This window comes from Paraburkholderia sp. Clong3 (assembly GCF_050436485.1).
GTDB lineage: Bacteria > Pseudomonadota > Gammaproteobacteria > Burkholderiales > Burkholderiaceae > Paraburkholderia > Paraburkholderia tuberum.
The window spans coordinates 3,355,628-3,377,210 of record NZ_JBNDMH010000002.1; the positions used below are offsets into that span (position 1 = coordinate 3,355,628).

The 21,583-nt window shown below is 63.7% G+C and carries 20 protein-coding genes and 1 pseudogene; 12 read left to right on the forward strand and 9 right to left on the reverse strand.

The genetic code is table 11. The features are described from left to right. Positions 1–226: 226 nt before the first annotated feature. The 5 genes from OKW30_RS19545 to OKW30_RS19565 all read left to right on the forward strand — a co-directional run bounded on the left by OKW30_RS19545 (position 227) and on the right by OKW30_RS19565 (position 5,718). Positions 227–1,462 carry an alkaline phosphatase family protein gene (locus tag OKW30_RS19545; protein WP_184034723.1) on the forward strand — a complete coding sequence of 412 codons (1,236 nt, stop codon included), beginning with the start codon at positions 227–229 and terminating at the stop codon, positions 1,460–1,462. Positions 1,463–1,485: 23 nt separating this feature from the next. Further along, entirely contained in the window at positions 1,486–2,757 is a 1,272-nt protein-coding gene (locus OKW30_RS19550; RefSeq protein ID WP_184073589.1) for a cytochrome-c peroxidase, read from the forward strand. Positions 2,758–2,882: 125 nt separating this feature from the next. Next, positions 2,883–3,575, forward strand: a complete 693-nt coding sequence (locus OKW30_RS19555; RefSeq protein ID WP_429347408.1) for a lytic transglycosylase domain-containing protein — start codon at positions 2,883–2,885, stop codon at positions 3,573–3,575. Between the two features lie 195 nt (positions 3,576–3,770). After that, positions 3,771–4,688 (forward strand): DUF2242 domain-containing protein, encoded by a 918-nt coding sequence (locus OKW30_RS19560; RefSeq protein WP_429347409.1) that lies wholly within the window; start codon positions 3,771–3,773, stop codon positions 4,686–4,688. Between the two features lie 778 nt (positions 4,689–5,466). Then, positions 5,467–5,718 carry a hypothetical protein gene (locus tag OKW30_RS19565; protein WP_184034717.1) on the forward strand — a complete coding sequence of 84 codons (252 nt, stop codon included), beginning with the start codon at positions 5,467–5,469 and terminating at the stop codon, positions 5,716–5,718. 79 nt (positions 5,719–5,797) lie between these two features. On the opposite strand, the gene OKW30_RS19570 is transcribed toward OKW30_RS19565, so the two are convergent. Then, complete coding sequence (locus OKW30_RS19570; RefSeq protein ID WP_429347410.1) at positions 5,798–6,727, reverse strand: DMT family transporter; 930 nt, start codon at positions 6,725–6,727, stop codon at positions 5,798–5,800. Between the two features lie 236 nt (positions 6,728–6,963). Here OKW30_RS19570 and OKW30_RS19575 point away from each other — a divergent pair, with 236 nt between their 5' ends. Next, entirely contained in the window at positions 6,964–7,716 is a 753-nt protein-coding gene (locus tag OKW30_RS19575; RefSeq protein WP_018418696.1) for an IclR family transcriptional regulator domain-containing protein, read from the forward strand. A gap of 265 nt (positions 7,717–7,981) precedes the next feature. Then, on the forward strand, positions 7,982–8,191 hold the full coding sequence (locus tag OKW30_RS19580) for a hypothetical protein (RefSeq protein ID WP_184056380.1): 210 nt from the start codon (positions 7,982–7,984) through the stop codon (positions 8,189–8,191). Positions 8,192–8,342: 151 nt separating this feature from the next. On the opposite strand, the gene OKW30_RS19585 is transcribed toward OKW30_RS19580, so the two are convergent. Together OKW30_RS19585 and OKW30_RS19590 are read right to left on the reverse strand one after the other, a co-directional pair. Next, positions 8,343–8,618 carry a hypothetical protein gene (locus OKW30_RS19585; RefSeq protein ID WP_018418694.1) on the reverse strand — a complete coding sequence of 92 codons (276 nt, stop codon included), beginning with the start codon at positions 8,616–8,618 and terminating at the stop codon, positions 8,343–8,345. 53 nt (positions 8,619–8,671) lie between these two features. Beyond that, positions 8,672–9,430, reverse strand: coding sequence for a Mut7-C RNAse domain-containing protein (locus OKW30_RS19590; RefSeq protein ID WP_429347771.1), 759 nt, complete (start codon positions 9,428–9,430; stop codon positions 8,672–8,674). 93 nt (positions 9,431–9,523) lie between these two features. Between OKW30_RS19590 and OKW30_RS19595 the strand changes: the two genes are divergently transcribed. Together OKW30_RS19595 and OKW30_RS19600 are read left to right on the forward strand one after the other, a co-directional pair. Beyond that, the gene (locus OKW30_RS19595) at positions 9,524–10,393 is read left to right on the forward strand and encodes an NAD(P)-dependent oxidoreductase (RefSeq protein WP_184034705.1); all 870 of its coding nucleotides are present in this window, start codon (positions 9,524–9,526) and stop codon (positions 10,391–10,393) included. A gap of 106 nt (positions 10,394–10,499) precedes the next feature. Continuing rightward, the gene (locus tag OKW30_RS19600) at positions 10,500–11,135 is read left to right on the forward strand and encodes a LysE family translocator (protein WP_429347411.1); all 636 of its coding nucleotides are present in this window, start codon (positions 10,500–10,502) and stop codon (positions 11,133–11,135) included. A 242-nt stretch (positions 11,136–11,377) separates the two neighbouring features. Here OKW30_RS19600 and OKW30_RS19605 read toward each other — a convergent pair. The 5 genes and pseudogenes from OKW30_RS19605 to OKW30_RS19625 form a co-directional block, all read right to left on the reverse strand. Further along, positions 11,378–11,653: pseudogene (locus OKW30_RS19605) on the reverse strand (OmpW family outer membrane protein); the annotation flags it as partial. A 318-nt stretch (positions 11,654–11,971) separates the two neighbouring features. Further along, the gene (locus OKW30_RS19610) at positions 11,972–12,997 is read right to left on the reverse strand and encodes an IS110 family transposase (protein WP_184074570.1); all 1,026 of its coding nucleotides are present in this window, start codon (positions 12,995–12,997) and stop codon (positions 11,972–11,974) included. Positions 12,998–13,130: 133 nt separating this feature from the next. Then, positions 13,131–14,078 carry an N-acetyl-gamma-glutamyl-phosphate reductase gene (argC, locus tag OKW30_RS19615; protein WP_184034699.1) on the reverse strand — a complete coding sequence of 316 codons (948 nt, stop codon included), beginning with the start codon at positions 14,076–14,078 and terminating at the stop codon, positions 13,131–13,133. Positions 14,079–14,328: 250 nt separating this feature from the next. Then, positions 14,329–14,901 carry a flavodoxin family protein gene (locus OKW30_RS19620; protein ID WP_026225500.1) on the reverse strand — a complete coding sequence of 191 codons (573 nt, stop codon included), beginning with the start codon at positions 14,899–14,901 and terminating at the stop codon, positions 14,329–14,331. 91 nt (positions 14,902–14,992) lie between these two features. After that, positions 14,993–15,589, reverse strand: coding sequence for a YbhB/YbcL family Raf kinase inhibitor-like protein (locus OKW30_RS19625; protein ID WP_429347412.1), 597 nt, complete (start codon positions 15,587–15,589; stop codon positions 14,993–14,995). 269 nt (positions 15,590–15,858) lie between these two features. Here OKW30_RS19625 and OKW30_RS19630 point away from each other — a divergent pair, with 269 nt between their 5' ends. Further along, entirely contained in the window at positions 15,859–16,548 is a 690-nt protein-coding gene (locus OKW30_RS19630) for a response regulator (protein WP_187630271.1), read from the forward strand. Between the two features lie 144 nt (positions 16,549–16,692). Here OKW30_RS19630 and OKW30_RS19635 read toward each other — a convergent pair whose 3' ends face one another. Further along, positions 16,693–17,379 (reverse strand): orotate phosphoribosyltransferase, encoded by a 687-nt coding sequence (locus tag OKW30_RS19635; protein WP_184073530.1) that lies wholly within the window; start codon positions 17,377–17,379, stop codon positions 16,693–16,695. 312 nt (positions 17,380–17,691) lie between these two features. On the opposite strand from OKW30_RS19635, the gene OKW30_RS19640 reads away from it, so the two are divergent. Beyond that, the gene (locus tag OKW30_RS19640; protein ID WP_429347413.1) at positions 17,692–18,936 is read left to right on the forward strand and encodes an MFS transporter; all 1,245 of its coding nucleotides are present in this window, start codon (positions 17,692–17,694) and stop codon (positions 18,934–18,936) included. 360 nt (positions 18,937–19,296) lie between these two features. Beyond that, positions 19,297–21,579 (forward strand): NADP-dependent malic enzyme, encoded by a 2,283-nt coding sequence (locus OKW30_RS19645; RefSeq protein WP_184073528.1) that lies wholly within the window; start codon positions 19,297–19,299, stop codon positions 21,577–21,579. The last annotated feature ends 4 nt before the right edge of the window (positions 21,580–21,583 follow it).

Below are 21,583 nucleotides of genomic sequence, written 5' to 3' on the forward strand. Positions count from 1 at the left end.
GTTGTTCGTTGAGGCGGCGCGCAACGATGCGCGCCGCCGACGCGCATTGTCTCAAATCGGCGCGAAGCGTGAATCGAGTCGGCAACCCGCTGGTTCGCCAATGGTTTTATCGGTGAACGAACGTCAACTTTCACGGCAATGTCATAGGCGCTCCATAAAGTCTGCCCGCAAATAAAACCGCATCCCCGACAGGGCAACAAAGAGACAGCAACAGAGGGCAACGAACATGTCACACCGCATTGGGCTACGCGCACTCATCATGGCCGCTTGCGCGGCTTTAATCGCTTTGATCGTGGCCGCCTGCGGCTCGTCTTCTTCGTCCGGCGGGCTGCAACTGACCGGACAGCAGCAGATTCGCCACGTCTTCGTGATCACGCTCGAAAACGAAAACTACGCGACCACATTCGGCGCCAACACCAAAGCGCCGTATCTCGCGCAAACGCTGGCATCGCAAGGCGCGCTCGTGCAGCAGTACTACGGCACGGGCCACGTGAGTCTCGACAACTACATCTCGATGATCAGCGGCCAGTCGCCGACCAACGAGACCGACAACGACTGCATGACCTATCAGGACTTCAAGCTGACCGGCATGACGTCCGATGGCCAGGCGATCGGCTCGGGCTGCGTGTATCCGGCGAGCGTGAAGACGTTGCCGGACCAGCTGAAGGCAGCGGGCTATACGTGGAAGGGCTATGAAGGCGACATGGGCAACGATCCGTCGCGCGAAGCCGCTACCTGCGGCCATCCGACGCTGAACACGACGGACCTCACGCAGTCGGCCGAAGCGCCGAGCGCGGCCGTGCCGCTCGGCGACCAGTATGCGACGCGCCACAATCCGTTCATGTACTTCCACTCGATCATCGATTCGCCGGATTGCGGACAGCACGTCGTCAATCTGAATAACCTGCAGAACGATCTGCAATCGGTCTCGACCACGGCGAACTTCAACCTGATCACGCCGAACCTGTGCGACGACGGCCACGACGCACCTTGCGTGAACGGCCAGCCGGGCGGCCTGACGAGCGCGAACACGTTCCTGCAGAAGTGGGTGCCGATCATCACCGCATCGCCGGCGTTCCAGAAGGATGGCCTGCTGATCATCAACTTCGACGAAAGCAGCTACGCGACGGTCACGCAGTCCGCGTCGGGCGAGGATCTGGTATTTGCGGGCACGACCTGCTGTAGCCAGCAACCCGGCCCGAACCTGCCGTCGTTCCCGGAGACTTCGTCGCTCGCCTATAACGGCATCACGATCAACCTGACCAAGTCGAGCTACGGCGGCGACCAGACCGGCGCTGTGATGATCTCGAAGTTCATCAAGCCGGGTACGGTGTCCACGGTGCCGTACAACCACTATTCGATGCTGAAGAGCATCGAGGACATCTTCCAGCTGGACCACCTCGGGTATGCGGGACAGGCCGGTCTGGTGGGGTTCGGCAGCGACATCTTCACGAACCTGTAAAAGACTCGATGCTGTCTTCTGTCATGCGATTCACGGCGCGCGCGAGCGCGCGTCGGATAGCGCTCGCCGCCCTGATGGGCGGCGCGTTACTGGGGGGCGCCGGTGCGGCGCGCGCTGTTGCGTCGAATGCGACACCGGCATCCGCCGATGCGAAGCCCGTCTATAGTGACGCCGCCGCGCTCGGCAAACTGATGTTCTTCGATCCGGCGCTGTCGGCTTCGGGCAAGATGTCGTGCGCGAGCTGTCACAGTCCCGAGCACGCGTACGGGCCGCCCAACGGTCTCGCCGCGCAACTGGGCGGCGTGGACTTGCATCAGCAGGGCACGCGCGCGGTGCCGAGCCTGCGCTACGTGCTGAACCGTACGCCGATCTGGACGCATGCGCAGGCGGCGAGCCTGTCCGAGCGGCTCAGCGAAACGGACAACGCGCCGGTCGGCGGCTTCGGCTGGGACGGGCGCTTCAACTATCTGCACGATCAGGCGAACTTCCCGCTGTTCAATCCGAACGAGATGGCCAACAAGGATCCGGCCGCATTGCTCGCGAAGATGCAGCGCGCGCCATACGCTGCGCGCTTCAAGGAAGTATTCGGCCAGAACATTTTTGCCGATCCGACCAAGGCGTTCACCCAGGCGATGTACGCGATCGAGCGCTTCGAGCTCGAAGACCCGAGTTTTCATCCGTACACGAGCAAGTTCGACTACTACCTGGACGGGAAAGTGCAACTAACTGCACAAGAGTTGCGCGGCAAAAAACTGTTCGACGACCCCGCCGGCGGCAATTGCGCATCCTGTCATATCGACCAGTCGGGCGTGAACGGCGCTCATCCGCTTTTCACCGACTTCAACTTTCAGGCGCTTGGCGTGCCGCGCAACGCTGAACTGAAGGTCAACGCCGATCCGAAGTATTTCGACATGGGCCTGTGCGGACCATTGCGTACGGATCAGAGCGACAAGCTGAACTGCGGACTGTTCAAGTCGGTATCGCTGCGCAATACCGCGACGCGTCACGTGTTTTTTCACAACGGTCGCTTCCACACGCTGAAAGAGGCCTTGCGTTTCTACGTGCAACGCGATACGAACCCGGACAAGTGGTATCCAAGGGATGCGCACGGCAAAGTCGACAAATTCAACGATCTGCCGGTCGCACTGCGCGTGAACGTCGATACGACCAACGAGCCGCTGACGCGCAAAACGGGCGAGCGTCCGGTCTGGTCCGAGCGTGATATCGACGACGTCGCCGCGTTCCTCGCGACGCTGAGCGACGGCTATGACCTGAAGTCAAAAGCGGTCAAATGAACCCATCGGAAAGCGGGACGAGTTCCGCTCACCCTTGATTTAAAAGACAAAAATTGCCGAGGAAAGGCGCCGCCCGATGCAGCGGCGCTATAATGCGCGGATCTTTGCTTCCTCCGACGTCCACTATGAGCCGGTTACTTTGCCTGATCGTGCTTTCGCTCGGCCTCGCGCAAACCGCGGCGGCCGACGAAAACACCGACCGAATATCGGCGTACCTGACGCAGAAGTTCGGTGTGGGCAAAGAAAAGGCTCAAAAGATCTCCGACGCGGTGCAATCCGCCGCCAACAAATACTCCCTTCCTCCGGCGCTGCTGCTCGCCATCATCTCGATCGAATCCCGCTTCAAGGAAAAAGCCCGCGGCGCCAATGGCGCGACGGGGCTGATGCAGGTCGTGCCGCAGGCGCACCGCGGCCTGCTGCGCAACGTGAAGGATCTGACCGAGCCGGGTGCGAACATCGAAGCGGGCTCGGCGATTCTGTACGGCTACATGCGCTCGGCGAACGGCGATCTGAATACCGCGCTCAAGAGCTATGGCGGCTCGAAGGCCTATGCGCAGAAGGTGAATCTGCGCGTGGAGGATTTCGCGGCGGTTGCGACACCCGCTGACGGCGCTTCCGGGGCCGCTGGGCGGCCCGCGTCGTGCGAGGCGGATCGTTGCGCCAGCGCGAACCCGTGGGCCGACGCGTTCAGCGTGCCGGCGGCGCTCATTGCATCCGCGGCGCCCGCCGCGAGCGGGGCAGCCGGGGCATCGTCGGCCGCGACCTCTGGGTCGACTTCGGCCGCGACGGTGGGCTCGGCGCGCACGACGTCGAACTAGGCACGCACGCGCGGTCTCTTCTCGCATTTTCGCCCGTTTGCACTGCGAGGGCGCGGCGGCGTGCTTCAAGTTGACGCCCTGTTTCCCGCTGTAATAGGGTCCGGGCTGTACCTTGCACGCTTTTTACGCACGTGACGCTGCCCGCTCTACAATGCATTTCCATTCGCGCTCACGAGGCGCTTCTCGCAACCGATCATGCAGAACCCCTTTTCCCGCACCACCGCCGCGGCCCTGTTCGGGCTGGTCGCGCTCACGGCATGCAGCAGCACGCCGCAACCCCAATTCACCCAGGAACTGTTCGAAACCGGCGCAAGCCCGTACGCGCGCAATTTCAATTCGAGTACGGGCGATAGCTGCGAAGCCGCGCGCCGCGCATTGCTGAGCCAAGGCTATCTGACGACGATGTCGCGTCCCGATACCGTCGACGGCACGAAGAATTTTCAGCCGACCGGCGATTCGCACGTGGTCGTCGAATTTCACGTCGTGTGCACGCCCGGCGAAGAGGCGGCCGATACCAGCATCGTGTACGTGAACGCGGTGCAGAACGGCTTCGCATTGAAGAAGAGCGATACGTCGGCGAGCGTCGGGCTCAGCGTGCTCGGTTCGCTGTCGCTGCCGATTCGCTCGAATAGCGACGCGATGGTGAAGATCTCGAGCGAGACGATTCCGTCGGGCAAGTTCTATGACCGCTTTTTCGGTCTCGTCGATCATTACTTGCAGACGGTCGTGCGCACGCAGCCGGTGACGAGCAGCCCGATCGAGACGCGGACGCTGCCGATGCCGGTAGCAGCGCCGCTTCAACTGACGATCCCTGAGCCGGTGCCCGAGCCGGTAGCGGCGACCACCTCCGCTGCAGTTCGAGCGACGCCGACCGTGCCGGTTCAGACGACGTCACCAGCGCCCGCCCAACCGACGACCGACAAGCCTGTCGCCGTGAAGCCACCAGCTGCGGCTCAGGCGGTCGAGTCAGCGCCCGCGCCAGAGCAGTTAACCGCACCCGCACCGGTTCCGTTGACGACACCGTCGACATCCTCGCCGGTCCAACCCGCCGACCCGATTGGCCAGGCTGCAGCGATCGAACCCGCGAGCGGCACGGCGCCTCTGGTGCCGTGACAGCGGCGCAGCGGCTTTCGCATCGAGGCTGATCAAGGTCCGATCAGCCTCTGATTCAGGCGCGCAGCGATATTCACCTTATGGTGTTTACTTGATACGTATACATACGTAGTAGTTAACAAGGGTTAACCGATTCTGTGGATAAGTCGCAAATGTCGCGCCGCTTCAACATCATGCGAAACCTATAACCCTGCGGAACACGTCGGTAGAAAAACTACATAACTGGGATAAGTTCGAACACCGTTTGCCGACCCTGATCTTTATCAAGATTTCGCGCACAGGCTGTTCGTCGCGCTAACCCGAAGTTATTCAGAGGTCGCTGTGGATAACCACGCCTCCGACCGACACTTCCCGTTGCTCCCGCATCGACGGCTCGCGCGACGCGAAGGGCTCGCCAACGCACAGATTTCCGCCCACCGAACGCGCACATTGATAACTCGGTACGAAGATTGCACGCCGTCTTATTGCAAGCGCAACTGTTGCTATTTAGTCAAAACCATTTGCCCAGCGAACAATCCGGCATAGAGTTAAAGTGCTTTGTGAGGTTTCTGGTGCAGTGCGGGGGATGTATGAAACGCAGATCAGCACGACAGCTAGTCCGTCTTCTGTCGGACCTTCGACATGCGGCCCATTGCAGCTCGTTGCGCGCGGTCGCGACCAGTCGGATGATGGCGCTGGCAGCCGCCGAGGCCGCCGAGAACGGCGACGCCGCTCGCGACGACGACAGTCCCGAGTCCACGCGCGATGCGCAGCGCGACAAGCTGTTCCGGAGCAGATCATGAGAGCCGCGAGCGAACAGTCGTTGCGGTTTCTGGTCGAGAAGTGGCTTTCGCCATCGCCGGCCGAGCCGGTTCACGTGACGGAGTTCAGCCGCACACGTGCGGGCGGGCGGCGCTATGTGCGGGTGGAGACGTCGCCGGAACAGGGCGGGCGGGGTTTGTTCTTCTTTCGCCACGACGACGGCTGCTGGTGCGTGTTTCCGCCAACCGCCGATACGCCGAGCCCATTCGCTCATCCGCGCGCGGCATAGTTGGGCGAAGGGGCAAGACGCCTGTCGGCGCGCATCGCGCACCGAGCGTTGGCGTCGAATCGTTTTATAACGCTGTAAATCACATCACCTGCGGCGCACGCTGCCGGGCGCGTTTCCAGCCCGGCAGTATCTGACACACGATCAATCCCGCGAGCATCAGCGCAGAGCCGAACAACGCGCGAGTCGTCAGCGTTTCGCCGAGGACGAGCCAGCCCGCAAACGCCGCGAACACGCCTTCCATGCTGAAAATCACCGCCGCATGCGAGGGCGCCGCGTAGCGCTGCGCGACCACCTGGATCGTATACGCGACGCCCACCGATAACGCACCGCCGTACGCGATCGTCGGCGCGGCTCGCGCAATTATCGCGGCGCTAAAGGGTTCGACGGCAAGGCCGATCGACAGGCACACGAGCCCACAGGTCACGAACTGCGCGAGTGCGAGCATCAGCGTGTCGTGGCGCGCCGCGAAGCGACCGACCAGCATCATCTGCGCGGAAATCACCAGCGCCCCGGCGAGCTGATACCAGTCGCCGTACAGCATCGAAAAGTGCTCGTCGACGCTCAGGAAGTACATGCCAACGGCCGCCAGTAGCGCGCCAAGCCACGTACCGAGGCCAGTCCGGTGGCGAAACAGCACGCCGAGCAGCGGCACGATCACCACATACAGCGAACTGATGAAGCCCGCGTTCGCGATCTTCGTGTACTGCAGGCCGATCTGCTGCGGCGAGATCGACACGGCCAGCACGACGCCGAGCAGCCCGCCCGCGCCAAGCAGTTCGCGGGCTCCGCCGGGCGCGCGCTTCGTCAGCTCGGCGAGCGCCGCGCGGCGCACGCAGACGATCATCGTCAGCACGACGAGCGCGCCGAGCAGAAAGCGCAAGCCGGTAAACAGGAACGGGCCGATCGTATCGAGGCTCAGTCGCTGTGCGACGAACGCGGAGCCCCAGATCATCGCGGCGATCAGCATCAGCACGTTCGCGCGCAGGTGTTGGCGGGTATCGGGATTCAAGATTTCTTCTGATTTGTCTTGGGATCGCGCTGGGAAGCCGCGCAGGCGCGCCACGCGGTGCTCAGCCGGTAAGGAATCGCTCACATGATACGCGGGCGTTGCGCGCCGGGCAGGCAAACCCCGCGAGTCGCGCGATAATCGCGCAACGGCCGTGCGGTCGCCGGCCTGCGGATCGCGGTGATCAAGCGACTTGCGGATCGGACCGCGATCCCCCGCTCCTTCCACGAGCAAACGACATGGACGACAAGGACTGGATCGCGGGCGCCGCGAAGGCGCTCGCGATCATCGAAGCATTCGACGAAGAGCACGCGCGCATGACGCCAACGATGGTCGCCGCGCGCGCCGGCCTGTCGCGCACGGCTGCGCGCCGCTATCTGCTGACGCTGCGCGAGCTCGGCTACGTCGACACCGACGGCAAGCTGTTCTGGCTCGCGCCGCGCGTGCTGCGGCTCGGCCAGTCTTACCTCGATTCGGCGCGGCTGCCGCGCACGGTGCAACCGTTCCTGCAGCGGATCACCGCGACCGTGCAGGAAACCGCGCTGGTCGCGATCCTCGACGAACACGACGTCGTCTACGTCGCGCGCAACGGCGTGAATCGGGCGATGGCGGTCGGCTTCGTGACCGGCTCGCGCGCGCCGGCGCCGTTATCGTCGGCGGGGCTCGTGCTGCTCGCGTTCCAGCCGCCCGACAGCATCGACCCGTGGCTCGCGTCGTATCCGATCAAGGTTTTCACGCCGTACACCTATTCGACCGTCGAACGGCTCAGAGAAGTGCTTGGCGAAATCCGCCGCAACGGCTACGTGGTCACCGACCAGCAGCTCGAGATCGGTGTGCGCGGCGTCGCGGTCCCGCTGCGCGACCGGCACGGTACGGTGGTCGCGGCGATCAGCGTCAGCATGCCGATCGGCGAGGAGTCGGCGAACGCCGCGCTGCACCGCGTTTTGCCGGCGCTGCAGGAGACCGCGAGCCTGCTGCGGAACCTGGTTTGAGCGCCGCGAAGCGGTCGGCGAGGCGCGCGGGCCGCGGCTTCACGGGGACCTGGCAGGGTCCCCGCTGCGGCTTGCAGGTAGATGAAAGCACGCTGAAAGCAGGCTGTCTCCCGGAAAATACATATCGAGTTTTGCGCATGACAAACCGCCTACGCCTGGGTAATACTCTCCCGCGGGGAGCACAAGGCACCTCGAAGTCCAGCCGCTCTACCGTGCAGCTGTATTCATTCACATTGACTCAGTCGTCTGGTTTGGGGATCAACACATGAAAAAAGTTATCGTCTCGCTCGCAGCCGCTTCGATCGCACTCGTTTCCGTTCAGGCTTTCGCGCAGGCATCGGATGCCGCTGCTATGGAAGCAGCAAGCGCACCGAAGAAGCACCACGTCAAGCAGCTGAAGACCCACGGCAAGAAGGCACACGTTTCCGCCGCAGCTTCGGCAGCAGGCACGAACGACAAGGGCGTGCAGAACTAAGCCAACGCGCGCTCGTTGGGCGCGACGTAGCGCTGCGCCGCACCGGTTGCCGGTCGGTGCAGCCGGTGACGGCAGATGCGTTGCCAGCAAAAAGGCCAGAGCTCGCGCTCTGGCCTTTTTGCTGTTGCGGCGGATATTGCGCGCGGGAAGATCAGCCCGCGAGCCCGCGCCGGATCACTTCATCCAGCAGCCCGTTCAGGCCGTCCGGATGACTGGCGGCGCGCGTTTTCAGCTCCTCCACCAGCTCGCCGTTGAGCTTGCACGCAAACGGGACGAGGCCTTGCGCCTGATCGAGCTTGCGCTGCTCGCGCCGGTCGATCTTCGGCTCGGTCGCCGCGTTCTTGCCACCGCGGTTAGCGGTCGCCTGTTTCATCGCGTTGCCCAGTTTCAGCGCCTTGTTCTTTTCAAGGTCGGTTTTTTTCATCATCGGAAAGGCCTCTGCCAAATAGATCAACCCGCATTGTACGCAAGCGCGGGGCGTCAGCCGACACCGTCCGGTGCGCCGGCGGAGACGCTGTCCATCAACGCGCGCATCCTCTGCCAATGCGTGCCTTCCCAGAACACGCGTCCGCATACATCGCAGGTCACGAAGCGGCTGTGCCGCTGCAGCACGCCGCGCGGCACGCGCGGGCCGGCTTCCTCGCGTGCGATGCGTCGCAGCGGCGCGTTGCATACGAGGCATAGCCGAAACGGTTGCGCGCTGCGCGCGAGATCGAGCCGCTCGAACACTTCGCGCAACTGCTCGCGCGGCCGCAGCGCGCGCACGTAGCAGCCATGCGTGATGTTGCGGCGTTTGAGCAACTCGCGGTCGCGCGTCAGCACGATGCGCTGCTGCGCGGCGGCGAGCGCCTCGATATCGGCGTCGGGAAAGTGGTTGTCGTACAGCGTATCGAAGCCCGCAAGCCGCAGAAGCGGCGCGAGGCCGCCGAGATGCGCATCGGCGATGAAGCGCATCACGCGCAACGGCCGCTCGCGCACGCGCAGCAGCGGCTGGATGTCGAGCGTCTCGAATTTCGGATAGACCGCGACGCGGTCGCCGTCGGCGAGCGGATGATCGAAACCGACCGAGTCGCCGTTCACCAGTATCAGCTCGACCTCGGTATGCGGCACACCGAGCACTTCGATCATGTGCTTGGTCGTTGCGCCGCGCGCGCAGACGCAGGTGAACGCGCGCCGGCGCAGCGGCCGGGCGATGAAGTCGTTCAGCTCCTCGTAGAAGCGGAATGTCGCGGTGACCATGCCTTCAGTATCGCACCGCTCGGGTTGCGCGTTGTCCTGCGCTTGTCGCATGAGTGTGCTCTACTTCAGGTTCTTTAGAAGACGGAGCGATAGATGGACATCGGTTTTATCGGTCTCGGCGAGATGGGCGCCGCGATGGTTGCAAACATTCTGAAAGCCGGGCACCAGGTGCGCGTGTGGAACCGCTCACCGGAAAAGGCTCAGCCGCTGGCCGGGCTGGGCGCGCAAGTCGTCGCGACGCCGGCTGAAGCGTTTGCGGGCGACGCCGTGTTCTCGATGCTCGCCGACGATGCCGCGCTGCGCGAAGTCATCACCGCGTCGTTGCTCGAACATGCGCCGCGCGGGCTGATCCACGCGAATATGGCGACGATTTCCGTGGCGCTCGCCGAGGAACTGGCGACCGCGCACGCGTCGCGCGGCGTGCATTACGTCGCCGCACCGGTGCTCGGGCGGCCCGACGTCGCGGCCGCGGGCAAGCTGACGATCGTCGCCGGCGGCCCGGCCGAATCGATCGACCGGATCCAGCCGATTTTCGACGCACTCGGCCAGAAGACCTGGCGCATCGGCTCGCTGCCGCAGCAGGCGAACGTGATGAAGCTGGCCGCGAACTTCATGCTCGGCGCGGCGATCGAGACGCTCGGCGAAGCGGCCGCGCTCGTGACGGGCCACGGCCTCGCGATGCAGGACTTTCTCGACGTGATCACGAGCGGTCTGTTCCCGGGACCGGTGTACTCGGGCTACGGCAAGCTGATCGCCGAGCAGCGCTTCGAGCCGGCGCTGTTCAAGGCGCGTCTGGGACTGAAGGACGTGCGCCTCGCGCTCGCCGCCGCCGATGCGGTGACGACGCCGATGCCGGTCGCGAGCGTGGTTCGCGACAGCCTGATCGAGGCGATCGCGCACGGCGACGGCGAGAAGGATTTCGCGGTGCTGGGTCAGGTCGCGACGCGCCGGGCCGGCCGCTGACGGCGCTGTCGATCGCCCGACGCGAGCGATCGACGCAGCGTGGCCGCATGAGTCACGCTGGGCGGCAAGGCATAATAGCCGCCCGATCCCCCTACACCCGATTTCGATGACTCTGCATACCTGGTGGCTGTTCGCCGCCACCGTTTTCGTCGTTTCCGCGATTCCCGGTCCCAACATGCTGCTCGTGATGACGCACGGCGCCCAGCACGGCCTGCGTCGCGCGAGCGCGACGATGGCCGGTTGTCTGTCGGCGCTGGTGCTGATGCTGGCGGTATCGGCGGCGGGGCTCGGCGTGTTTCTGGCGGCATGGCCGACCATGTTCAATACACTGCGCATGATCGGCGCGGCCTACCTCGTATATCTGGGCATCAAGGCATGGCGCGCGCCGGCCGACGAAACCGCCGCGCACAACGTCGACGACCTGACAGCCCGGCCCGCGCGCTCGCGCTTCGCGCTATTTCGCAACGGCTTTCTGGTCGCGAGCAGCAATCCGAAGGCGATCCTGTTCGCGGCCGCGCTGCTGCCGCAATTCATCGATGCAACCCAGCCGAAGTTGCCGCAGTTCGGCGTGCTGCTCGCGACGTTCGCGTCGATCGAGGTCAGCTGGTATCTCGTGTATGCGGGTTTTGGCACGCGCATCGGCGCCAGGTTGAAGAGCCGCAGCGTCGCGCGGATGTTCAACCGGCTGACGGGCGGTGTGTTCGTCGGTTTCGGCGCGATGATGGCGCTGGTGAGGCACTAAGCACCGCGCGTGTCGGCAGACAAGGGAAAACTGAGCCGTACCCATGTGACCGTTGTATGTCTGCAACATTGAGGGTCAACCCTAATTTTCATGTTGCAACGCACCAAGCGGTCTGCTATAGTTCGTCTTGTCTCCTCCATGTCTCCTCTGATATGGATTCAGCCCGCCAACCTAGGTGGGCTTTTTTTTGCCCGGAATTCGCCGCGCGCCCAAAGCGGCGCCGCGACCGCGGAAAATCAAATTCAGAACTTATACGACACGGCCAGGAAGGAAATGATCGGGTTTGCGCCCAGATCCGCCTTCGACACGCCAAGCTCCGTCCCATCGGCCGCCTTGATGATGACCGACGACGTCGTCTTCAGCGCGATATACGTGACCGACGCAACGAGCCCCCAGTGCTCGGTGATGTTGTACGCAAGGCCCGCGTTGAACACCGGCGCCCACGACGACGACGCCTTCGCCGACACCTGCGTCAGCCCCGGCTTGCCCGCACCGGCGGCGAGTATGGCGCCGAGGCTACCAGGCAGAAATGTCTTGTATCAATTTTAATGAGCGGGCTTTAAAACAAAATCTATGGTCAGCCTGACTTTTGCAAGCGAGGTGGTGTTGACGTAAATTGGGCTTGCGCAAATCTATCCGGGGTCGTTGTGGGAACAGGTTCCCGCCCCATGATGAGAGCCGCGCCGGGCAAACCTTAAAAAAGCCGCAGTATCGGAATACTATTTGCTTTGCCAGGTTGCTTGCTCGGCCGTTGAGCCGTTTATGTCTTCACGTATCTCGCGTCGCAAAACCAGGAAGTGACTTGGGTCAGAAGGAGTAACGTAGGCGGCGCACAGTCAGGCTGCGGCCACAGCCTGAGCACTTTGGTAGTGTGTTCCGCGGGCGAGGATGGCCCAGGCGATCCTCGCCAATTTGTTGGCCAACGCACAAGCGACCACGTTGGAATGCCGTCGGGCCAGCAGGTCGCGGACCCAGGCCCCCAGGCGATCGGCGTGCCGCTCGATGTGCAGCATGAGCGCTCTCGCGCACTGGACTAACAGTCGCCTCAAATTCTTATCGCCGCGCTTGCTGATTCCCAGCAGCGTGGGCTTGCCGCCGGTACTGTATTGGCGTGGAACCAGCCCGATGGATGCGGCGAACTGGCGAGCGCAAGCGAACTGGTGGGCGTCGCCCAATTCGGTTGCCAGCACGCTGGCCGTGATTGGGCCGATGCCGGGAATTTCCAACAGGCGCTGGCTGCGTTCGTCCTCCCGCAGTTGCCGGATCAATTCGCTTTCGAGTTGCGCGACTTGTTCGTCGAGGTACTTGAAATGTGCCTGCAGACGCTCGAGCAGCGCGACTAGTCGCGGCGGCAGATCATGCGAGGCCAGCACGGCAGGAAGTCGGCGGATGACGCCCATCCCCTTGGGCAGGCTCACGCCGAACTCGAGTAGAAAGGCATGAATCTGGTTGACCGTGCCGGTACGGTCGCGCACCAGCGCTTCGCGTACCCGATGCAGCGCTGAGATCGTCTGCTGCACCTCGTTGCGCGGACTGACGAACCGCATGCTGGGACGTGACGCGGCCTCGCAGATCGCTTGCGCGTCGGCGAAGTCATTCTTGTTGCCTTGCACGAAAGGTTTGACGAACTGCGGGGATATCAGCTTCGGGTGGTGCCCAAGTTCCTGGAGGCGACGGGCGACCCAGTGAGCGCCGGCACAGGCTTCCATGACCACCGTGCAGCTCGGAACACGGGCAAGCAGTGTGAACATCTGGTTGCGCGTCAGCTTCTTGCGCAACACCATGTGGCCCGATGCGGACTGTGCGTGCAGGTGAAAGCAATGCTTGCCAAGATCGATTCCAATCAACGAGATGGTGTCCATGACGATCTCCCATAAGGAAACAGCCCGATCAGCGTAAGCCGATCGGGCTGTTTCGGTCAGGCTGACCATCTCATTAAAGCCGGTCTGCAAAGACCGGCTTTTTTCGTGGCACCGCGGATGCGGGTCGACTCGCCTAGCGTTTCAAACCGGTGTCTTCGGCCGCGCCGATCGCGAGATTCATGCACTGGATCGCCGCACCCGACGCGCCCTTACCGAGATTGTCCAGCCGCGCGACGGTCACGAAGCGCTCTTCGTTGCCGAACACGAACAGGTCGACGCGGTTGGTGTCGTTGTTCGCCTGCACATCGAAGAAGCCGTTGTCGAGACTCGCGTCGGCGTTGAACGGCGCGACGTGCACGAACGCTTCGCCCGCGTAGTATTCGGCGAACTGAGCCTGCACGTCCTGCGGCGTCGTCTTCTTCGCGAGCTGGCCCGGCGAGAAGTACGTGGTGACCGCGAGGCCCTTGTAGAAGTCGCCGACGATCGGCGTGAAGATCGGCGCCGACTTCAGGCCCGTATGCGTGGCCATTTCCGGCAGGTGCTTGTGCGTGAGGCCGAGCGCGTACGGGCGCGGGCTCTTGAGTCTGTCGTTGCCGCCGGCTTCGTAGTCGGCAATCATCTTCTTGCCGCCGCCGCTGTAGCCAGTGATCGAATAGGCGTGCGCGGCGAACTCGGGCGCGACGACGCCGCCTTCGACGAGCGGGCGCATCGCGAGCACGAACGCCGAGGCGTGGCAGCCCGGCACGGCGATGCGTTTGGCGGTGCGCAGGCGCTCGCGCTGCGAGCGAGCCAGCTCGGGCAGGCCGTAGGCCCAGTCGGGCGAGGTGCGGAACGCGGTGCTCGCGTCGATCAGCACCGTGCGGTCGTTCTCGACGAGCGAGGCCGACTCGCGCGAGGCGACATCGGGCAGACACAGGAACGTGACGTCCGACGCGTTGATGAGACGACGGCGCTCGTCCAGGTCCTTGCGCTTCGCTTCTTCGATACGCAGGATTTCGACGTCGGCGCGCTGCGACAGGTATTCAAAAATTTTCAGGCCGGTCGTGCCTTCCTGTCCGTCGACAAAAACTTTCGTGCTCATCTCGATCTCACTCGCTGGAAACGGGGCGCGACGCCGCGCCGGAACGTTATTTTAAGACGTCATCGCCGCGACCGTGCGGTGCAGCGCGAAAAAACGACGATGCGCGCACAACGTGATGTTGGCGTGACCCGTTGCGCGGCGAATGCGGGCTGATGACCGAAGATGAACCGCCGATGAGCCGCGACGTCGTTTCGGCGCCGTTCAGCCATTAGCCGCGCGCCGCTACCCGCGCGGCGCTACCCGCGCGGCGCTACCCGCGCGGCGCGATCCAGCGCGCGGTGACGCCCGCAATGCGCGCGCCGAACAGGCGCGCGGTTTCGAGATCGCCCGGCGGCGGCGCTTCGTCGGGCGACGCATCGGCCGCCGATTGCGTAAGCAGTCCGGTAAAGCCGCCGACGAAGTTCAGATCGTTGCGCGTCGCGGCCTTCGTGTTCGACGGCATCATGCCGGTGCCGGCCCAGATCATGCTGTGCTGCATCGCCAGCGTGACGAAGTACTGGATGGTCGAGAACTTGTCGCCGTTCATCGTCGCCGAGTTCGTGAAGCCGGCTGCGATCTTGTCTTTCCACGCCTGCGCGAACCACGGTTTCGAACTGGCGTCGGCGAACTTCTTGAAGTCGGCCGACGGGCCGCCCATGTAGGTCGGCGCGCCGAAGATCAGCGCGTCGGCGGCGGCGAGTTCGTCCCACGAGGCGTCGTCGAGGTCGCCGACCGGCATCATCTTCGCCTGCGCACCGGCTTCCAGCGCGCCCGCGAGCACGGCTTCGGCGACCTTCTTCGTGTGGCCGTAGCCACTGTGATAAACGATGACGATCTTCGACATGAAGTGCTCCAGCAAAGCGATCGGGAAGGCGAACGGCGCAAGCCAGGCGATGCGGCGCGGCGGCGCCCCATCACGACCGCGACGGCCGCCACTAGCGCCCGTAATTGACCTCGAGCCGCGCGCTGCCGATCGCGGCCGTGCCGATCTCGTGATCGAACATCAACGCGGGACGTCCTTGCGCGAGACGCAGATCGGCCGAGTTCAGCGCGTACACGGTGATGATATAGCGATGCGGTTTGCCGGGCGGCGGGCACGGGCCGCCATAGCCGTCGGTATCGAAGTCGTTGCGCGCTTCGACCGCGCCGAGCTTGCCCAGGAAACCGGACGAGCTCGCATTCTCGGGCAGGCTGTCGACCGTGGCGGGGATGCCCGCGACCGCCCAGTGCCACCAGCCGCGCCCCGGCGCGTCCTCGTCGAACATCGTGATCGCGAAGCCGCGCGTACCGGCCGGCGCGTCGCGCCATGAGAGCTGCGGTGAACGGTTGCCGCCCTTGCAGTCGTTCCGGTCGAACACCTGCGCATTCTGCACGGTGCCGCCCGCGCGTACGCTCGCGCTCGTCAGCGTGAACGGCTCGTCGGCCCGCGCACCGGCACTATGCGCTGCGAATAGCGCGAGCATCGCGCCGACGGCGAGCGATCGATGCCGCCAAGATGAAGCCAGCGAAACAACCAGGCAACGCACGCGCATATGCCGGTTCTCCTGTAAGGGCGCGAGGCGCGGGTGCTCGCGACTGTCGTTGTCCTGAATTGTGCCCCACGGTCGAATCAAGTCTAACATCAGCGCTGATTAGCTCTGCGACGCAATATGTTCGCGTGCCGCGGAATTCGCAGACAGGAAATCAGCTATAGTAAGGGGGTTGTCGCGCGACCCTTACTGCATTTGACTCGTTTAAATAGCGAGCGTCAAAAGCAGTGTTAGAAGTTGTGGAGACCGGTTTATCCGTCCAGAGGAGGACGATGCAAGTTTCACTCAGGGTCATGGTGGCAGACGATCATCCGGTTATTCTGTTTGGCGCTGAAAATGCGCTGCTCAAATTTCCCGGTATGCAAGTCGTTGGGCGCGCAAGGCAGTCGACTGAACTTATCAAAATGTTGCAATCCACCGAATGCGACGTGCTCGTCACCGACCTGGCCATGCCGGGCGGTCAGTACGGCGACGGCTTGCAACTCATCGACTATTTGCGCCGCAATTTCCCGAATCTGCCGATCGTCGTGCTCACCATGCTCGAGAACGCCGCATTGCTCAAACGGCTCAAGGAACTTGGCGTGACGTCGGTCGTGAACAAATCGGACGACCTCAGCCATATTGCGCTTGCGGTACAACACGTGGGCCGTCGTATGACCTATATGAGTCCGTCGGTGAAAACGGTGCTCGATGGGTTGCGGGTCAATTCAGCCGGCAAGCGCGACGACTCGAAGCTGTCGCGGCGCGAACTCGAAGTCGTGCGCCTGTTCGTATCGGGTATGACGATCAAGGAAATATCGGAGCGTTTGAATCGCAGCATCAAGACGATCAGCACACAAAAAAACGCGGCCATGCGCAAGCTCGGAATCGATCGCGACTCCCAACTATTCCAGTATGCGCAGAGCAATGGTTTGCTGAATCTTTCGTCAAACTCGAGTAAGGACATCGCGAACCAGTCCTGATATCGGGCCTCGTTTCGTCCGCCTGGTAATCGGCGATAAACAATCGGCGATAAAAAAAGCCGCCTGTTGCGAAACAGGCGGCTTTTTCATTCAATCCGCATAAAGCGGCTACGTTTTTATTGTCACTGCCTTAGCGCGATGGCTTTATTGCGGCGTAGACGTCGCACCGCCATGTGCAGCGGACCACTCGGCCGGCGCGTGCAGGAATTTTTCCACTTCGTCGATCGTCTTCGTGTCGAAGTAGTTGTTCTGCTTCGCGACGCGCAGCACGTCCCACCACGTGGCGAGCGCGTGCAGATCGACGTCGATGTCTTTCAGCACCGACACGCTTTCCTTGAAGATGTTGTAGTGGAACAGCACGAAGCAGTGGTTCACCGTCGCGCCGGCGGCGCGCAGCGCGTTGATGAAGTTGATCTTGCTGCGGCTGTCGGTTGTCAGGTCTTCGACGAGCAACACGCGCTGGCCTTCGGTCAGCAGACCTTCGATCTGCGCGTTGCGGCCGAAACCCTTCGGCTTCTTGCGCACGTACTGCATCGGCACCATCAGGCGGTCGGACAGCCATGCCGCGAACGGGATGCCCGCGGTTTCGCCGCCGGCGACCGCGTCGATCTGCTCATAGCCGACGTCGCGCAGGATCGTCGCTTCGGCCATTTCCATCAGGCCGCGGCGCACACGCGGATACGAGATCAGCTTGCGGCAGTCGATGTACACCGGGCTCGCCCAGCCGGACGTGAAAATATACGGTTTCTCCGCATTGAAATGCACTGCTTGCACTTCGAGCAGCATCTTGGCGGTGGTGTCGGAGATCGTCTGGCGATCGAAGCCTGTCATGGGCGGATCCTTCGGAGTGAGCGGGGGAGAAGCGGGCGCTGGGCCCGGTGGCGCAGCAAGCGGGGTATGCCGCGCCATGCTGGGCGGGATACGCGGCCGGGGGAAGAGCACAGACCGGCTTTTGCTGCGCGCGTGGGCCGCTATTTTACCTGAAATGGGTCGCACCGAGGAGGCCGTCGTGCGCGGCGGCGCAGCCGGCGGGCGCTTTGGCGCGCGCATCGTCTTGTGACCGGGTGAGGCCGCCTTTACACTCACGCGACTTTCCCGGGACGCTTCCCACCCAGCCGCCTTCAGACCTACGGAATGCTTTCAATGAACGCCGCTCCACCCGCCTCCGCCTCCGCCACCGAAACCCGCTCCGCCGTCGAACCGGGCTATGCGGGCCGCGCGCTGCTTGCGTCGGTGCTGGGCTATGCGATGGACGGCTTCGATCTGCTGATTCTCGGCTTCATGCTGCCGGTGATCGCCGCCGACCTGCATCTGAGTTCCTCGCAGGCCGGTGCGCTGGTCACATGGACGCTCATCGGTGCGGTGGCGGGCGGCGTGCTCTTCGGCGTGCTCAGCGATTATTTCGGCCGCGTGCGCATGCTGACGTGGACGATCCTGATCTTCGCGGTGTTCACCGGCCTGTGCGCGCTCGCGCAAGGCTACACGGACCTGCTGATCTATCGGACCATCGCCGGGATCGGGCTGGGCGGCGAATTCGGCATCGGTATGACGCTGGTCGCCGAAGCGTGGCCGGCGTCGCAGCGGGCGCGGGTGTCGTCGTATGTCGGGCTCGGCTGGCAGCTTGGCGTGCTGGCGGCCGCGTTGCTGACGCCGCTGCTGCTGCCGGTGATCGGCTGGCGCGGCATGTTCGCGCTCGGGCTGCTGCCGGCGGTCGTGTCGTTCTTCGTGCGGCGCCGCGTCGAGGAGCCGGCGATTTTCAACCAACGCGTCGCGCGCGGCATGCGCAAGCTGCCGCTGAAACTGCTGTTCGTCGATGGACGCACGACGCGCGCGAGCCTCGGCGTCACGATCCTGTGCTCGGTGCAGAACTTCGGCTATTACGGGCTGATGATCTGGCTACCCAGCTATCTGTCGAAGACCTTCGGCTACTCGCTGACCAAATCGGGGCTGTGGACCGCCGCGACGATTCTCGGCATGGCGGCCGGCATCTGGCTATTCGGCATCGCCGCCGACCGCTTCGGCCGCAAGCCGACGTTCCTGTTCTACCAGGCGGGCGCCGTCGTCATGGTGTTCGTCTATGCGCAACTGACGACGCCGATGGCGTTGCTGATCGGCGGCGCGGCGATGGGGGTGTTCGTCAACGGCATGATCGGCGGCTACGGCGCGCTGATTTCGGAGCTCTATCCAACCGATGCGCGCGCCACCGCGCAAAACGTGCTGTTCAACGCGGGTCGCGCGGTGGGCGGCTTTGGGCCGGTCGTCGTGGGCGCGCTGGCGGCGCGCTACTCGTTCGGCGCGGCGCTCGCGCTACTGGCGTCGATTTACCTGCTCGACATCCTCGCGACCCTGGTTCTGATACCTGAGCGACGCGGCGCCGAACTCGACTGACCGCGTCGACGAAGCGCGTCCTTCAATCGCTTCGAATACTGCGAATGCGTGGACCATGCGGCCCGCATGGCGCCTCGCCGCGTGGCGGAAAAGCACGGCCGGGTCGTGGCGACGCAGCGTCCTGAGCGCCTGTTTCGCTAATGGCGAGTCCTGTTAACCACTCAGTGCATCGACACGTCCGGGGTGTACACTGATCGACCCGCGAAGCACTCCACATCGTCCCGTGTTCGTCGAGGTAAGCCGTCGCGCCTGACCGGGCGCGTGCGAAAACCGCCTCGGTCGTCTATCCGTCCGACAGATGAAAGCGCTGCAACGATGTGTGTCGCCGGGCCCAATCACTTACGTCTCGCAGGCCTAGAAATGGACGAACAACTCAAGCAAAGCGCTCTCGCATATCACCAGAATCCGAAACCTGGCAAGATTTCGGTGACGCCTACCAAGGCACTGTCGAACCAGCTGGATTTGTCGCTCGCGTATTCGCCGGGTGTGGCGGCAGCCTGTATGGCAATTCACGAGGAACCGCTCGACGCGCAGAAGTACACGTCGCGCGGCAACCTCGTCGGCGTGATCACGAACGGCACCGCTGTGCTCGGCCTCGGCAACATCGGCCCGCTTGCCGCGAAGCCGGTGATGGAAGGCAAGGGGTGTCTGTTCAAGAAGTTCGCGGACATCGACGTGTTCGACATCGAGCTGAGCGAATCCGATCCGGACAAGCTCGTCGAGGCGATCGCGATGCTCGAGCCCACGCTGGGCGGCATCAACCTCGAGGACATCAAGGCGCCCGAGTGCTTCTACATCGAGAAGAAGCTGCGCGAACGTATGAAGATTCCGGTCTTCCACGACGATCAGCACGGCACCGCGATCATCGCGTCGGCGGCGATCCTGAACGGCCTCAAGGTGGTCGGCAAGAGGCTCGACGAAGTGAAGCTGGTCTGTTCGGGCGCGGGCGCGGCGGCCATTGCGTGTCTGGATCTGCTCGTCAATCTCGGTCTGTCGAAGCAGAACATTCTCGTCGCCGACTCGAAGGGCGTGATCTACGAAGGGCGCGGCAACCTCGATCCGTCGAAGGAGCGCTATGCCGCGCACACCGAAGCGCGCTCGCTCGCCGATGCGATCCGCGGCGCGGACGTGTTCCTCGGCTGCTCGAGCGCCGGCGTGCTGAAGCCGGAGATGGTCGCCGAAATGGGCTCGCAGCCGCTGATTCTCGCGCTCGCGAACCCCGAGCCGGAAATCCGTCCGGAAGAAGCGCGCAAGGTGCGCCCGGACTGCATCATCGCGACCGGCCGGTCGGACTATCCGAACCAGGTCAACAACGTGCTGTGTTTCCCGTTCATCTTCCGCGGCGCGCTCGACGTCGGCGCGACGACGATCACCGAAGAAATGAAGCTCGCGTGCGTGCGCGCGATTGCCGAACTGGCCGAGGAAACCGACCAGGGCGATGAAGTCGCGAAGGCCTACGAAGGCCATTCGCTCGAATTCGGTCCCGAATACCTGATTCCGAAGCCGTTCGATCCGCGCCTGATCATCAAGATCGCGCCGGCCGTCGCGCAGGCCGCAATGGATTCGGGCGTCGCGACCCGCCCGATCCAGGACATGGATGCGTACCGCGAACAGCTCGGCGCGACCGTCTATCGCTCGGGCATGGTGATGCGGCCGGTGTTCGCGGCGGCGAAGTCGGCACCGGCGCGCATCGTGTTCGCGGAAGGCGAAGACGAGCGCGTGCTGCGCGCCGCGCAGTTCGTGCTGCTCGAAAAGATCGCCAAGCCGATCCTGGTCGGCCGTCCGTCGGTGATCGAGATGCGTCTGAAGAAGATGGGCTCGAAGCTCAAGTGCGGTGAAGACGTCGAGATCGTCGATCCGGAAGACGATCCGCGCTATCACAAGTGCTGGCAGGCGTATCACGAACTCGGCGCGCGCGAAGGCGTGACGCCGGACGTCGCGAAGGCCGCGATGCGCAAGTTCAACACGCTGATCGGCGCGATCCTCGTGCGCCTTGGCGAAGCGGACGGCATGATCTGCGGCATGATCGGCCAGTACCACACGCATCTGAACTTCATCGAGCAGGTGCTCGGCAAGGCCGACGACGTCGAGAACTTCGCCGCGATGAATCTGCTGATGCTGCCGGGCCGTAACCTGTTCATCTGCGACACGTACGTCAACGAAGTGCCGACCGCCGAGCAGCTTGCCGACATGACGATGCTCGCCACGCGCGAAATCGAGAAGTTCGGCATCACGCCGAAGGTCGCGCTGCTGTCGAACTCGAACTTCGGCAGCGCGCCGTCGTCGTCGTCGCAGCGCATGGCCGCGGCGCGCAAGCTGATCACGCAACGCGCGCCGTCGCTCGAAATCGACGGGGAAATGCACGGCGACGCGGCGCTGTCGGAGGCGGTCCGCAAGGCCGCGTTCCCGGGCACGACGCTCGCCGGCGAAGCGAATCTGCTGATCATGCCGAACGTCGAAGCGGCGAACATCGCGTACAACCTGCTGAAGGTCGTGGGCGGCGAGGGTGTGACGGTCGGGCCGTTCCTGCTGGGTGCGGAAAAGCCGGTGCATATCCTGACGCCGGCCGCGACCGTGCGCCGGATCATCAACATGACGGCGGTTGCCTCGGCGAACGCGCGCGAGTCGGTGAACGCGAAGTAACGTG

Bases quoted from the DNA above. Each gene is read 5' to 3' on its own strand.
- OKW30_RS19545 (WP_184034723.1), top strand. From the start codon at position 227: ATGTCACACCGCATTGGGCTACGCGCACTCATCATGGCCGCTTGCGCG.
- OKW30_RS19550 (WP_184073589.1), top strand. From the start codon at position 1,486: ATGCGATTCACGGCGCGCGCGAGCGCGCGTCGGATAGCGCTCGCCGCC.
- OKW30_RS19555 (WP_429347408.1), top strand. From the start codon at position 2,883: ATGAGCCGGTTACTTTGCCTGATCGTGCTTTCGCTCGGCCTCGCGCAA.
- OKW30_RS19560 (WP_429347409.1), top strand. From the start codon at position 3,771: ATGCAGAACCCCTTTTCCCGCACCACCGCCGCGGCCCTGTTCGGGCTG.
- OKW30_RS19565 (WP_184034717.1), top strand. From the start codon at position 5,467: ATGAGAGCCGCGAGCGAACAGTCGTTGCGGTTTCTGGTCGAGAAGTGG.
- OKW30_RS19575 (WP_018418696.1), top strand. From the start codon at position 6,964: ATGGACGACAAGGACTGGATCGCGGGCGCCGCGAAGGCGCTCGCGATC.
- OKW30_RS19580 (WP_184056380.1), top strand. From the start codon at position 7,982: ATGAAAAAAGTTATCGTCTCGCTCGCAGCCGCTTCGATCGCACTCGTT.
- OKW30_RS19585 (WP_018418694.1), bottom strand. From the start codon at position 8,618: ATGATGAAAAAAACCGACCTTGAAAAGAACAAGGCGCTGAAACTGGGC.
- OKW30_RS19590 (WP_429347771.1), bottom strand. From the start codon at position 9,430: ATGGTCACCGCGACATTCCGCTTCTACGAGGAGCTGAACGACTTCATC.
- OKW30_RS19595 (WP_184034705.1), top strand. From the start codon at position 9,524: ATGGACATCGGTTTTATCGGTCTCGGCGAGATGGGCGCCGCGATGGTT.
- OKW30_RS19600 (WP_429347411.1), top strand. From the start codon at position 10,500: ATGACTCTGCATACCTGGTGGCTGTTCGCCGCCACCGTTTTCGTCGTT.
- OKW30_RS19610 (WP_184074570.1), bottom strand. From the start codon at position 12,997: ATGGACACCATCTCGTTGATTGGAATCGATCTTGGCAAGCATTGCTTT.
- argC (WP_184034699.1), bottom strand. From the start codon at position 14,078: ATGAGCACGAAAGTTTTTGTCGACGGACAGGAAGGCACGACCGGCCTG.
- OKW30_RS19620 (WP_026225500.1), bottom strand. From the start codon at position 14,901: ATGTCGAAGATCGTCATCGTTTATCACAGTGGCTACGGCCACACGAAG.
- OKW30_RS19625 (WP_429347412.1), bottom strand. From the start codon at position 15,589: ATGCGCGTGCGTTGCCTGGTTGTTTCGCTGGCTTCATCTTGGCGGCAT.
- OKW30_RS19630 (WP_187630271.1), top strand. From the start codon at position 15,859: ATGCAAGTTTCACTCAGGGTCATGGTGGCAGACGATCATCCGGTTATT.
- OKW30_RS19635 (WP_184073530.1), bottom strand. From the start codon at position 17,379: ATGACAGGCTTCGATCGCCAGACGATCTCCGACACCACCGCCAAGATG.
- OKW30_RS19640 (WP_429347413.1), top strand. From the start codon at position 17,692: ATGAACGCCGCTCCACCCGCCTCCGCCTCCGCCACCGAAACCCGCTCC.
- OKW30_RS19645 (WP_184073528.1), top strand. From the start codon at position 19,297: ATGGACGAACAACTCAAGCAAAGCGCTCTCGCATATCACCAGAATCCG.